The sequence below is a fragment of the Rhodopseudomonas pentothenatexigens genome (assembly GCF_900218015.1).
GTDB classification, from domain to species: domain Bacteria; phylum Pseudomonadota; class Alphaproteobacteria; order Rhizobiales; family Xanthobacteraceae; genus Rhodopseudomonas; species Rhodopseudomonas pentothenatexigens.
Genome location: NZ_UFQQ01000051.1, coordinates 1 through 12911, shown reverse-complemented (window position 1 = coordinate 12911; position 12911 = coordinate 1). Strand labels below are relative to the sequence as shown.

Below are 12911 nucleotides of genomic sequence, written 5' to 3'. Positions count from 1 at the left end.
TCGATACAATTGGCACCGGCCCCACGGCGGCATAAAGTCACAAATACCCATCAGCCGCCTCGGCCTGTCCGAGGACAACCTGTTGAGGCTCCACACCTAGAGCAGTTCTGCAATTTATAGAATCAGAGCTGATCCGCACCGCGTGCCACACGTACAACCTCATGGTGAGGAGGCGCGTAGCGCCGTCTCGAACCATGTGACGCAGGGAATGCGTTGCCCCATCCTTCGAGACGCCCGGCTTCGCCGGTCTCCTCAGGATGAGGACTCAGTGCCTTCGGAAAAGTCAGATCGTTTCAATCAAACGATGAACCGCTCTAACTTCTCCCCGCGCGCGGGCAGAGGTCGGATTGCGCAGCGATCCGGGTGAGGGGACGTTTCGGCATCGCCGAGCTTCAGAAATCTTGCGACGGCGGACGGCCGAGCTCAGCGCATCAGAAACGCCGGCCCCCTTCCTTCAGCCGCGCTTGCCGCGCGGCGACGGCCGGGTCAGCCGCATCCGGCCGTGGGTGCGCGGCAGGAAGTGCGGTCCCTCCGCCTTGAGAAAATCGAGCATCGCCTGCGCCGGCGGCAGCAGCACCTTGTCCTTGCGGCTGACCACGAACCATTGCCGCACCACCGGCAGCCCGTCGACGTCCAGGATCACCAGCCGTCGCTCGTCGAGCTCGGTGGCGACGGTGTGGGCCGAGATGAATGCGATGCCGAGCCCGGCGATCACCGCCTGCTTGATGGTCTCGTTGCTGGTCATCTCCATGCCGATCGCCGGGCTGATGCCGGCGCCGCCGAAGAACTGCTCCATCAGGCTGCGGGTGCCGGAGCCGGGCTCGCGGGTCACGAAGGTCTCGCTCGCCAGCTCGCGCGGATCGATGCCGTCCTTGCGCGCCAGCCGGTGCGCGGTCGGGGCGATGATCACGTGCGGGTGGTCGCCGATCAGATGCACGTCGACCTCGAGATCGACCGGCGGCCGTCCCATGATGGCGATGTCGAGTTCGTAGTTGCGTAGCTCGGCGCCGATGTCCCGGCGATTGCCGATCGACAGGTGCACGTCGATCTTCGGGTGGCGCTTGAGAAAGCCGGAGATCGCGAACGGCACGAAGTACTTCGCGGTCGACACCGCACCGATCGAAATCCGCCCCGCGGTCTTGCCGGCGATCATCTCCAGTGAGGTCTCGCACGCCGCGATCGCCGCTTCGATCCGCTCGCTGAGCGCCAGCACCTCGCGTCCGGCGTCGGTCAGCCGCATGCCGTCGCTGCTGCGCTGGATCAGCGGCAGATCGGCGAGGGCCTGCAGGTTGCGGAGCTGCAGCGTCACCGCCGGCTGGGTCAGGTTGAGCTTGCCCGCCGCCGCGGTGATGCTCCCGGTCTCGGCGAGCGCCGCCAGTGCGCGGAGCTGGCGGATCGAGACGGTCCTGAACTGTCGAGACATCGAGCGGATACTGCGTGCGGGTAGGGGCAACGAGTGTCGGCCATCCGACCGGGGCGGTCAATATTGACGAAGCCTCGAAAGCCCGTTTCGCGCGAGCGTGCGGCTGCGAGCCGTGCGATGGCGCCGGCCCGGTCTCGCCGAATCGAGCGTTGCGCGGGGCTTGCGATGGTCATCGGTGCGCCGCCGCGAGCCGCGAGGTTCGGGCGGCGCCCGATCGGTTCGTGCGACTGGTCGGGAGGCGGTCGTCGCGGCCGCCGCCGGTCGCTCACCTCGTAGAACTTCCTGGTAATGTCGTGATTAGTACGTAGTTAGGTCGAATCCCGAGTGCGGCGCCGATGCACTGTTGTCACCGCGAGAATCACCGCAGCTTAAACTATATGTTAGTTCGCGAACGATCATGATCTTCGCCGACGAGTTGCATGTCTGCCGACCGTCGAAAGGTTCGGCGCCGAAATCGAAATCGGTTGGTAGGGGGAATCGCGTGAAGAGCCGAATCCTGCATATCGACGACGACCCGGCGATGCTGAAGGTCGTGGCCGCGGTGCTGTCGCGCGATCCCACTCTCGAAACCAGGGGATGCCTGTCGGCCGAGGAAGGGATGCGCGCGGCCGCCGAATGGCTTCCGGATCTGATCCTGAGTGATGTTTCGATGCCGGACGTCAACGGCGTCCAGCTGGTCGACGAGTTGCGCAGCACGGCGGTCACCATGAGCATTCCGGTGGTCTTCACCACGGCGTGCGGCCGGTTCGACGACATCTCCGACTACGCGTCGCTCGGCGTCTCCGGCATCATCGCCAAGCCGTTCAACCTGCGCGAGCTCACCAGCAGCGTGCGCAAGTATCTCGAACTCGCCGCAGCCGATCCCGCCGATTGCGAGCCGCCGCCGGATCACGATATCCATGGCCGCCTGGTGGAGGACGCCGGACTCCTGACCGGGCTGCGTCCGGAGTTCGTCGCGGGTGCGGCTCCGGAGGCGCTCCGCCACGTCGTCCACAAGCTGATCGGGGTCGCCGGCATCTACGGATTCGCGGCGATCAGCGAGGCCGCGGCGCTCACCGAGCGTGCACTCGACGGCCTGTCTCCCGGCACGACCGGGCGTGCCGAGGTGCTGGCGCGGCTGGACGACCTGCTCGACCTGCTCGATCGGCAGACCGGCGTGCATCCGGAGCGATGAACCGAACGCGGAGAGCCTGATGAGCGCCCCTGCAATTCTGATCGCCGACGACGATCCTGCCATTCTGGCGGCGCTGTCGACCCGCTGCAGGAAGATGGGATTCGCGGTCGACACGGCGACCAACGGCCTGCAGATGCTGCTGAAGGCCAGGCGCAGCTCGCCGGACCTGATCATCGTCGACATCAATATGCCGAAGCTCGACGGGCTCACCGCCTCGTACCATCTGCTCGAACCGGGCGGTCTTTCGGCGGACGTCATCGTCGTCACAGGCACCCCCAGCGACGAGACGCTGCAGCACTGCGAGGCGATGGGGCTGTTCTACGCCTGCAAGCGCGAGCAATTCTGGCAGGGCATCTGCCAGGCGCTCACCGAGATCTTTCCGCACATGGCCGAGGTGATCGTGGAGGAGATCGGCCCGCTTGCGGCGTCTCCCGACGCGGTGCCGAGCAGTCCGCGCGTGCTGGTGGTCGACGACGACGAGCAGGTCGCCCAGTTTCTCTCCAGCCGCCTGAAGAAGCTCGGCATCGAGGTGCTGTATGCACCGAATGCCGCCCGTGCTCAGCGGCTCGCAGCGACCCACTATCCCAGCGTCGTCGTGACCGATTACTTCATGCCCGAAGGCGATGCGGAGTTTCTGATCATGCGGCTGCGCAGCGCGCGCGCCACGGCGCAGATGCCGGTCATCGTGATCAGCGGAAGGGATCTCGACGAGGCCACCGCCAAGCAGCTCAAACGCGAGATGCTGGGTTGTCCCGGCGCCGCCCGCATCTTCAAGAAGTCGTTCGACGTCAGCGAGCTGTTCGAAGCGATCCAGCAGTATTGCTCGGCCGAGCCGAGTTCTGCCGTGAAGCTCTGACACCCATGGTTGCCGGCGTGTCCCCAGCAGCGTCCGCACCCAAGGTTCCGCAGCCGGTCGCGCGCGAGCGGGCGGTGCAGCGGCGGTGGCTGGTCGGGATGGTGATCGGAACGGTCGCCAGCGTGCTGCTGGGTGCCCTCGTCGCCTATGGGGTCGCGGAGCAGAACGATCGCACCGCGGCGCGCAAGTTCGGCTGGCTCGCCGCCGATTTCGCCGATCGACTCGAGGACATTCTCGACACCTATCGCTTCGGGCTGCTGGCCGCGCGCGGCGTCGTCGTCGCGAGCGGCGGCGAGGCGATCGGCTTCGACACCTTTCGTCGATACGCCGAGACGCGCGACTTTTTGCGGGAATTTCCGGGCGCCCGAGGGTTCGGCTTCGTCCGTCCGGTCGAACCGCAGGACTTGGCGGCGTTCGTCGCGCAGAGGCGCGCCGACGGTCAGCCAACCTACAGGGTTTCCCAACTGGCCCCGCACGACGGTCCGCGATACCTCGTCACCTACCTCGAGCCGAGCCCCCTCAACGTCACCGCGCTCGGCATCGATCTGGCGTCGGAGAGCAGACGCAAGACGGCTGCCGATGCGGCCGCCACGAGCGGCGAGGCGACGATGACGGCGCCGATCGAACTGCTGCCGATCAGCGGGATGGACAGCGGGGTGCTGATCCTGCTGCCGGTGTATCGCAACGGCGATCCGATCGAAACCGAAGAGCAGCGGCGACGGGCGCTGATCGGCTGGACCTTCACCGCGATCGACATCTACAAGATCCTGGCCGATCTTCACAGCGGCATGGGCGAGTTCGGGTTTGCACTGACCGACAGTGGCGGAGCGCCGTTTCACACCGTCGGGAAGCCGCAGGACGCTGGTCAGGCGTTGCCGACACGCGAGATCTCGTTCGCGATCTACGGCCGCACCTGGCACATCCAGATGTGGGCGCTGCCGCCGTTCGTGAACTCCTTGAGCCTGCCGAGTCCGTGGCTCGGCTTCACCGTCACGCTGGCGCTCGGATTGCTGCTCACCTCGCTCGTCAATCTGCTGATTTCGTACAAGGCCCGCCGCGCCGAGCAAAACATCGAGCGGTCGCGGCTCGCCGCAATCTTCGAAAGCTCGAACGACGCGATCATCGCCAAATCGATCGATGGCACGGTGACCGATTGGAACAAGGCGGCCGAGCGTTTGTTCGGCTACTCCGCCGAGGAGGCGACTGGCCGACCGACCACCGACTTGATCGTTCCGGACGATCTTCAGGACGAGGAGAACCGGATTTTCGCCGACATTCGCGACGGACAGAAGGTCAGCCATTTCCGGACCAAACGGACCAATCGCCGCGGCGATCTGATCGACGTGGCGATCAGCGTTTCACCGATCCGCTGCGAAGACGGTTCATTGGTCGGCATCGCGACCGCCGCGCGCGACATCACCGAACTGGTGGCGGCCGAGGCCAAGGTCCGCGGCCTCAACGCCGCGCTGGAGCGGCTGGTCGCCGAACGCACCGCCCAGCTCGAGAAGACTCTGACGCTGCAGACCGCCATTCTCGAACGTGCGGCCTATGCGGTGATCGCCACCGACGTCACCGGCACCATTACCCTGTTCAACCCGGCCGCGGAACGCATGCTGGGCTACAAGGCCGAGGACCTGATCGGCCGGGCAACCGCGATGCTGTTTCACGACCCGGAGGAGCTCGGCGCGCGCGCCGAACAGATGCGGCAGGAGGGCATTCAGGTCGGCGCGAATCTCGGGGTGCTTCAGGCGCGGCTCGCGCGCAACGATCCCGACACCGCGGTGTGGACCTATATCGACGCCGAAGGTCACAGAATTCCAACTCGGCTGACCCTCAGTCTGTTGCGGACCAAGGACGGCACCCATCTCGGCGTCCTCGGGATCGCCGTCGACCTGACCGAGCAGTTGCAATACGAGGACGAACTCAAGGCCGCGCGCGCCAGCGCGGAGCGGGCGGGCGCCGCCAAGGCGGACTTCCTCGCCAATATGAGCCACGAGATCCGTACGCCGCTCAACGGCATCATCGGCTACGCCGATCTGGTGCTGGAAGACCAGACGCTGGCGCCGGGCACGCGCCGTCAGGTCAGCCGGATCTTCGAAGCGAGCGACTCGCTGCGCGTGATCATCGACGACATTCTCGACTTCTCCAAGATCGAGGCCTGCGGGGTCAAGCTGGAGAACAAGCCGCTGTACATCGACGAACTGATCGCGAACTGCGCGTCGATCATCGAGCCCAAGGCGGACGAGAAGGGATTGAGGCTGGTCGCGACCGCGCGCGACACGCCGCCGGTGCTGATCGGCGACGCCGCCCGGCTGCGGCAGGTGCTGCTGAATCTGATGAACAACGCGGTCAAGTTCACCTCGGCCGGATCGGTCGAACTGATCGTCTCCTGTGCCTCGCGGACCGCCGGCGCTGCCCGGTTGCGGATTGCCGTCACCGACAGCGGTATCGGCATCTCGCCGGAAGAGCAGCAGGGGCTGTTCCGGCGTTTCAGCCAGGCCGACGAGACGATCTCACGAAAATACGGCGGCACCGGACTCGGCCTGGCGATCTCGCAGCGCATCGTCCAGGCGATGGGGGGCGAACTGAAGATCGACAGCGAACCGGGCGTCGGCAGCACGTTCTATTTCGAGGTCGACATGGCGATCGCCGAGCAGATCGACATCGAGCGGGGCGAACTGCCGACCCGCTGCTGCCGGAGCGCGCGGATTCTGGTGGTCGACGACGTCGAAATGAACCGCGACCTGTGCAGGACCATGCTCAGCAGGGACGGCCACGAGGTCGATCTGGCCGACAGCGGCGGTACCGCGATAGCGATGGTCGCCAGCCGGGCGTACGATTTGATCTTCATGGACGTGCAAATGGGCGAAATGGACGGAATGGAAGCCACCCGCCGCATCCGCGCCCTGCAGGGCGAACACTTCGCGGTGCCGATTGTCGCCCTGACGGCGAACGTGCTGCCCGAGCAGGTCGCGCGCTACAAGGCCGCCGGGATGGACGATCACGTCGGCAAGCCGATCGCCCGCGCCGAGCTTCTGGCGTGCGTTGCCCGATGGCTCGATGGCGGCATCGTCGACGTCCCGTCCGGGCCGCTGGCGCCGGTCGCGGCGTCTCCGGATCTCGATGCGCCGGTGCACGATCATGCGGCGGTCGAGGATCTGCGGCTGTTCGCCAGCGACGAGGACATCGCCGGCTTCGCGACTCAGCTCCGCGACGCCATCGCCCGGATTCGGGTCCAATGGCCGCACCACATCGACACGACCGAGCTCGACGACGAGTCGCGCCGGGCTCTGGCTTCGACCGTCCACAAGACAGTGTCGCTCGCCGGTCAGCTCGGATTCAGCCAGCTGGCCGCAGCGTGTCGTCGTATGGAGATTGCCTGCGAACCCAATCGGGACATCCCCGACGCTTTCGCCGCCCTGCACGCGGCGATCGAAAACGCCGAGCCGGCACTGCAGACCTCGTCCGAGCTGGTGTGACCGCCCGCGATCCGGAGATATAAGAATTACTTTTGCAATATCGAAGATAATAAAATTTCTCTTATTTTCGGGGTTGTGGTCAAAGTCGTACCGCAACGCATCCCGCGACGCCGATCGGCAGCGCGAACTTCGCGGCCGAGTTCCCGAATGGCGTCGACCATCCCCGCCGCCTCGGCCGGCCAGGGCTTTCAAGGAGGACGACATGAACGAAGCAGTCACGATCCGCGGCAAGGACCGCTACAAGTCCGGCGTGATGGAATACAAGAAGATGGGTTATTGGGAGCCCGACTACGAGCCGAAGGACACCGACGTCATCGCGCTGTTCCGCGTCACTCCGCAGGACGGCGTCGATCCGATCGAAGCCGCCGCGGCCGTCGCCGGTGAATCGTCCACCGCGACCTGGACGGTGGTGTGGACCGATCGCCTGACCGCGGCCGAGAAGTATCGCGCCAAGTGCTACCGGGTCGATCCGGTGCCGAATTCGCCCGGCCAGTACTTCGCCTATATCGCCTACGACCTCGATCTGTTCGAGCCGGGCTCGATCGCCAACCTCACCGCATCGATTATCGGCAACGTGTTCGGTTTCAAGCCGCTGAAGGCGCTGCGGCTGGAAGACATGCGGCTTCCGATCGCCTATGTGAAGACGTTCCAGGGCCCGGCGACCGGCATCGTGGTCGAGCGTGAGCGCATGGACAAGTTCGGCCGGCCGTTGCTCGGCGCCACCGTCAAGCCGAAGCTCGGCCTGTCGGGCCGCAACTACGGCCGCGTGGTGTACGAGGCGCTGAAGGGCGGTCTCGACTTCACCAAGGACGACGAGAACATCAACTCGCAGCCGTTCATGCACTGGCGCGAGCGCTTCCTGTACTGCATGGAGGCGGTCAACAAGGCGCAGGCCCAGACCGGCGAGATCAAGGGCACCTACCTCAACGTCACCGCGGCGACGATGGAGGACATGTACGAGCGCGCCGAATACGCCAAGGAACTCGGCTCGATCATCGTCATGATCGACCTCGTGATCGGCTACACTGCGATCCAGTCGATGGCGAAGTGGGCGCGCAAGAACGACATGATCCTGCATCTGCATCGTGCCGGTCACTCGACCTACACGCGGCAGCGCAATCACGGCGTGTCTTTCCGCGTCATCGCCAAGTGGATGCGGCTCGCCGGCGTCGACCACATCCATGCCGGCACCGTGGTCGGCAAGCTCGAAGGCGATCCGGCGACCACCAAGGGCTACTACGACATCTGCCGCGAGGACTTCAACCCGACGGCGCTGGAGAACGGCCTGTTCTTCGACCAGCATTGGGCCAGCCTCAACAAGCTGATGCCGGTGGCCTCCGGCGGCATCCACGCCGGCCAGATGCACCAGTTGCTCCACCTGCTCGGCGAAGACGTCGTGCTGCAGTTCGGCGGCGGCACCATCGGCCACCCGATGGGCATCGCGGCCGGCGCCACCGCCAACCGCGTCGCGCTGGAAGCCATGATCCTCGCCCGCAACGAGGGCCGCGACTACCTGCACGAAGGTCCGGAAATCCTCGCCAAGGCGGCGCAGACCTGCACGCCGCTGAAGGCCGCGCTCGACACCTGGAAGAACGTGACCTTCAACTACGAATCCACCGACACCCCCGACTACGCGCCGACCCCGTCGGTCTCGGTGTAGCCGTCATTGCGAGGAGCGAAGCGACGAAGCAATCCAGAAGCTGTGCTCGACCCACTGGATTGCTTCGCTTCGCTCGCAATGACCAACTCGATGGCGAAATTCCAAGGAGCAACTCCATGCGACTGACCCAAGGCTGTTTCTCGTTCCTGCCCGATCTCACCGACGAGCAGATCGCCGCCCAGGTGCAATACGCGCTGTCCAAGGGCTGGGCGGTGAACCTCGAATTCACCGACGATCCGCATCCCCGCAACACCTATTGGGACATGTGGGGCCTGCCGATGTTCGATCTGCAGGACGCCGCCGGCGTGATGATGGAACTGACCGAATGCCGCAAGATCTACGGCGATCGCTACATCCGGCTGTCGGCGTTCGACTCCTCGCATGGCTGGGAGTCGGTGCGGCTGTCGTTCATCGTCAACCGCCCGAAGGACGAACCCGGCTTCCGGCTCGACCGTCAGGAGGTCGACGGCCGCAACATGCGTTACACCACGCGCGCCTATTCGGCCGACAAGCCTGAAGGCCGCCGCTACGGAGGCTGATCGTGGACGCGACAGCAACGACGCCCAATGGAGACGACGCGCCGCCCGCGCGCGTCGATCTCCGCGCCGAGTTCAACGAGGTGGGCATCGGCGAGGTGCTGGATCAGCTCGATCGCGAGCTGGTCGGGCTGAAGCCGGTGAAGACCCGCATCCGCGAGATCGCGGCGCTGCTTCTGGTCGAACGCCTGCGCAAGCGGATGGGGCTCGCCACCGGCAACCCGACGCTGCACATGTCGTTCACCGGCAATCCCGGCACAGGCAAGACCACGGTGGCGCTGCGCATCGCTGCGATCCTGCACAAGCTCGGCTTCGTCCGCCGCGGACACGTCGTCTCGGTGACTCGCGACGAACTGGTCGGGCAATATATCGGCCATACCGCGCCGAAGACCAAGGAGGTGCTGAAGAAGGCGATGGGCGGCGTGCTGTTCATCGACGAGGCCTACTATCTGTATCGCCCGGAGAACGAGCGCGACTACGGCCAGGAAGCGATCGAGATCCTGCTCCAGGTGATGGAGAACCAGCGCGACGATCTGGTGGTGATCCTGGCCGGCTATGCCGACCGGATGGAGAAGTTCTTCCAGAGCAATCCCGGCTTCCGCTCGCGGATCGCCCACCATATCGACTTCCCGGACTACACCGACGGCGAATTGCTGACGATCGCCGAAGGGATGCTGAACGAGCAGAACTATCACTTCGCCCCTGAAGCGAAGGTTGCGTTCGAGCGCTACATCGGCATCCGCAAAACCCAGCCGCTGTTCGCCAACGCCCGCTCGATCCGCAACGCGCTCGACCGCATCCGCCTCCGCCAGGCCAACCGCCTGATCGCCGACCTCGACCGTTCGCTGACCGCCGAGGACATCATGACGATCGAAGCGGGCGATGTGCTGGCGAGCCGGGTGTTTGGGAAGGGGGAGGGGACAAACTAACCAGCGGTCATTCCGGTGCGCGCGTAGCGCGAACCCGGAATCAGGTCGCCGCGTCCGACTTCACCTCTCCCCGCGAGCGGGGAGAGGTCGGATTGCGCAGCAATCCGGGTGAGGGGGCGTCTCATCGCAGCCGAGACTCAGTGCTTGCGTCGCCCCTCACCCCAACCCTCTCCCCGCGAAGAGCCGGGCGAGGGAGCGCGCTGTGCTCGGGGTGAGACGTTACAACCCCCACACAGTCATTCCGGGGCGAGCAGCGAAGCTGCGCGAACCCGGAATCCGAAGGTTGTTGCAAACGCCGGGTGCTCCACAGCTCGAGATTCTGGGTTCGCTCGCTGACGCGAGCGCCCCGGAATGACGGGCGTGGGGCCAGAGAGCGCTTACCCCTGCAATGCCTTCAGCACGTTGTCCGGGCGCTCGACCATCATGGTGTGGCCGGCGCCTTTCAGGATGACGGTGCGTGAGCCGGCGATCGCCGCTGCCAGCGTTTTGCCGTTCCTGGTCGGGGTCATCATGTCGCGTTCGCCGAGGATGAACAGCGTCGGCACCGTCACCTTTGCGGCGGCCGCCAGCGCATCCTTGTAGTCGTTGCAGGCGGACAGATCGTTGAAGATCACGCCGGGCTTGTTGGCTTCGAGCACGCGTGCCGAGCCGCCGTGCATCCACAGGCCGGGAGCGAGATTGCCTCCGATCTCCGCATCCGGGCCGAGGCCCCAGATCGTCATCATCGCAACTGCCGCGGGATCGTTGGCTTCGGCGGCTTTCAAGAGATCCGGGCCGACCGCCATCGTCGAGGTGGTGCCGATCAGCGCCAGCGACGCCACCTTGGCCGGGTGCCGCGCAGCGGTTTCCAGCGCGATCAGCGAGCCCATCGAATGGCCGATCAGCTTGGCCGGCTGCGCGCCCGTGGCGTCGAGCAGCGCGGCGATCCAGTCGGCCATTTCGGCGATCGTCTTCAGTGGCTCGCCGCCGGAGCGGCCGTGGCCGGGCAGGTCGGGCGCCAGCACGGCGTAGCCGTGGTGCGCGAACCAGCGCGTCTGCAACGCCCAGACCGAGCGGTCGAAGCCGGCGCCGTGAATGAACACCGCGGCGGGCAGCGACGCGTCGAACGGCTTGCCGCCGGTGGCAACGAAGGTGTCTGTCCCGTTGACCTTGATCTGCATGACTCAGCCCTTCTGCGAAACGCGCAGAGCCTGCGCCAGGTCAGCAATAATGTCGTCGGCGGTTTCGATGCCGACCGACAGCCGGATCAGCTCCTCGCCGATCCCGGCGGCCTTCAGTTGCTCGGCGCTCATCTGCTGATGTGTGGTCGAAGCCGGATGGATCACCAGCGTCTTGGCGTCGCCGACATTGGCGAGATGGCTGGTCAGCCGCAGCGCTTCGATGAACTTGCGGCCGGCGGCGCGGCCGCCCTTGATGCCGAACGAGATGATCGAGCCGGCGCCGCTCGGCAGTAGCGTCTTTGCCAGTTCGTAGTCCGGGTGGTTCTCCAGCGTCGGATGCAGCACCCAATCGACCGCCTTGTTGGCCTGGAGGAAGTCGAGCACCGCCTTGGTGTTGGCAACATGCCGATCCATCCGCACCGGCAGCGTCTCGATGCCCTGCAGCAACTGGAACGCATTGGTCGGCGAAAGACACGCGCCGAAGTCACGCAGGCCTTCCATCCGCGCGCGGATGACGAAGGCGGGCGGGCCGAACTGCTCGTCGAAGACGACGTCGTGATAGCCGGCATAGGGCTCGGTCAGCGTCGGAAACTTGCCGGAGCCGCGCCAGTCGAACCGGCCGCCGTCGACCAGCACGCCGCCGATCGCGATGCCGTGGCCGCCGAGCCATTTGGTCGCCGAATGCATCACGATGTCGGCGCCGAGTTCGATCGGCTTGCTCAGGTACGGCGTCGCGAAAGTGTTGTCGATCAGCAGCGGAATCTTCGCCTCGTGGGCGATTCCCGCGACCTTCGGGATGTCGAGCACTTCGAGGCCCGGATTGCCGATGGTCTCGCCGATCATCAGCCGGGTGTTCGGCTGGATCGCTGCCGCGAGGCCGGCGTGATCGCGCGGCGCGACGAAGGTGGTGGTGATGCCGAACCGCGGCAGCGTGTGCGCGAGCAGGTTGATCGTGCCGCCGTACAGCGAGGATGAGGCGACGATGTGATCGCCGGCATTCAGCAGCGTCGCGATCGCCAGATGCAGCGCTGCCATGCCGCTGGCGGTCGCCACCGCGCCGACGCCGTTCTCCAGCGCGGCGATCCGCTCTTCCAGCACCGCGATCGTCGGGTTGGAAATCCGGGTGTACAGGTGGCCGGGCCGCTCCATATTGAACAGCGCGGCGGCGTGGTCGGTGTCCTGAAACACGTAGGAGGTGGTCTGATAGATCGGCACCGCGCGCGAGCCGGTCAGCGGATCGGGATGCTGCCCGGCGTGCAGGCTGAGGGTTTCAAATCCGGGCGGTTTGGGTGCGGCCATGATGTGCTCGGGTTGTTTCCTGAAGACTTGTTAGTTGGGCTCCGTCATTGCGAGGAGCGGAGCGACGAAGCAATCCAGGCTCAGTGCTCGGCGCTTCTGGATTGCTTCGCTTCGCTCGCAATTGTGCGAGTTCACTAATTCGTTGATCGGATTTTTTTGTCGGCGGCGAAGTCCTTCGGGGTTTTGCCGCCGAGGGCCTGGTGGGGCCTGAAGTTGTTGTAATAGACCATGTATTCGAACAACTCGTTGGCGAAGTGGTCGAGGTTGTCGAAGGTGGCTCCGTCGATCACGTCGTCGTCGAGGGTCCGCCAGAAGCGCTCGATCTTGCCGTTGGTCTGGGGGCGGTAAGGCCGAGTGTAACGGTGCACGATGCCGAGCTCGCGCAGCATTGCCTC

The 12911-nt window shown here is 65.5% G+C and carries 9 protein-coding genes and 3 pseudogenes; 7 read left to right on the top strand and 5 right to left on the bottom strand.

Annotated features, from left to right (window positions below; translation table 11 throughout):
- Window positions 1-100 (top strand): annotated as a pseudogene (locus DWA33_RS24515) (IS481 family transposase); the annotation flags it as partial.
- A 354-nt stretch (window positions 101-454) separates the two neighbouring features.
- On the opposite strand, the gene DWA33_RS24505 reads toward DWA33_RS24515, so the two are convergent.
- A complete protein-coding gene (locus DWA33_RS24505; protein ID WP_114361089.1) occupies window positions 455-1423 on the bottom strand; it encodes a LysR family transcriptional regulator in 969 nt (322 codons plus the stop codon).
- Between the two features lie 481 nt (window positions 1424-1904).
- On the opposite strand from DWA33_RS24505, the gene DWA33_RS24500 reads away from it, so the two are divergent.
- From DWA33_RS24500 to cbbX, 6 genes are all read left to right on the top strand, one after another.
- Complete coding sequence (locus DWA33_RS24500; protein ID WP_114361088.1) at window positions 1905-2597, top strand: response regulator; 693 nt, start codon at window positions 1905-1907, stop codon at window positions 2595-2597.
- Between the two features lie 19 nt (window positions 2598-2616).
- Window positions 2617-3453, top strand: coding sequence for a response regulator (locus DWA33_RS24495; protein WP_114361087.1), 837 nt, complete (start codon window positions 2617-2619; stop codon window positions 3451-3453).
- Window positions 3454-3470: 17 nt separating this feature from the next.
- Entirely contained in the window at window positions 3471-6932 is a 3462-nt protein-coding gene (locus tag DWA33_RS24490) for a PAS domain S-box protein (protein WP_244601391.1), read from the top strand.
- A gap of 202 nt (window positions 6933-7134) precedes the next feature.
- Complete coding sequence (locus tag DWA33_RS24485) at window positions 7135-8592, top strand: form I ribulose bisphosphate carboxylase large subunit (protein ID WP_114361085.1); 1458 nt, start codon at window positions 7135-7137, stop codon at window positions 8590-8592.
- 116 nt (window positions 8593-8708) lie between these two features.
- Window positions 8709-9131: a ribulose bisphosphate carboxylase small subunit gene (locus DWA33_RS24480; protein WP_114361084.1), complete on the top strand. Its 423-nt coding sequence runs from the start codon at window positions 8709-8711 to the stop codon at window positions 9129-9131.
- A 2-nt stretch (window positions 9132-9133) separates the two neighbouring features.
- Window positions 9134-10057 (top strand): CbbX protein, encoded by a 924-nt coding sequence (gene cbbX, locus DWA33_RS24475; RefSeq protein ID WP_114361083.1) that lies wholly within the window; start codon window positions 9134-9136, stop codon window positions 10055-10057.
- Window positions 10058-10434: 377 nt separating this feature from the next.
- On the opposite strand, the gene DWA33_RS24470 is transcribed toward cbbX, so the two are convergent.
- The 4 genes and pseudogenes from DWA33_RS24470 to DWA33_RS25830 all read right to left on the bottom strand — a co-directional run.
- Entirely contained in the window at window positions 10435-11217 is a 783-nt protein-coding gene (locus tag DWA33_RS24470; RefSeq protein ID WP_114361082.1) for an alpha/beta fold hydrolase, read from the bottom strand.
- Between the two features lie 3 nt (window positions 11218-11220).
- Entirely contained in the window at window positions 11221-12516 is a 1296-nt protein-coding gene (locus DWA33_RS24465) for an O-acetylhomoserine aminocarboxypropyltransferase (protein WP_047309802.1), read from the bottom strand.
- Window positions 12517-12650: 134 nt separating this feature from the next.
- Window positions 12651-12830 (bottom strand): annotated as a pseudogene (locus DWA33_RS24460) (integrase core domain-containing protein); the annotation flags it as partial.
- Window positions 12809-12911: pseudogene (locus DWA33_RS25830) on the bottom strand (integrase core domain-containing protein); the annotation flags it as partial. The pseudogenes DWA33_RS25830 and DWA33_RS24460, both read right to left, overlap by 22 nt.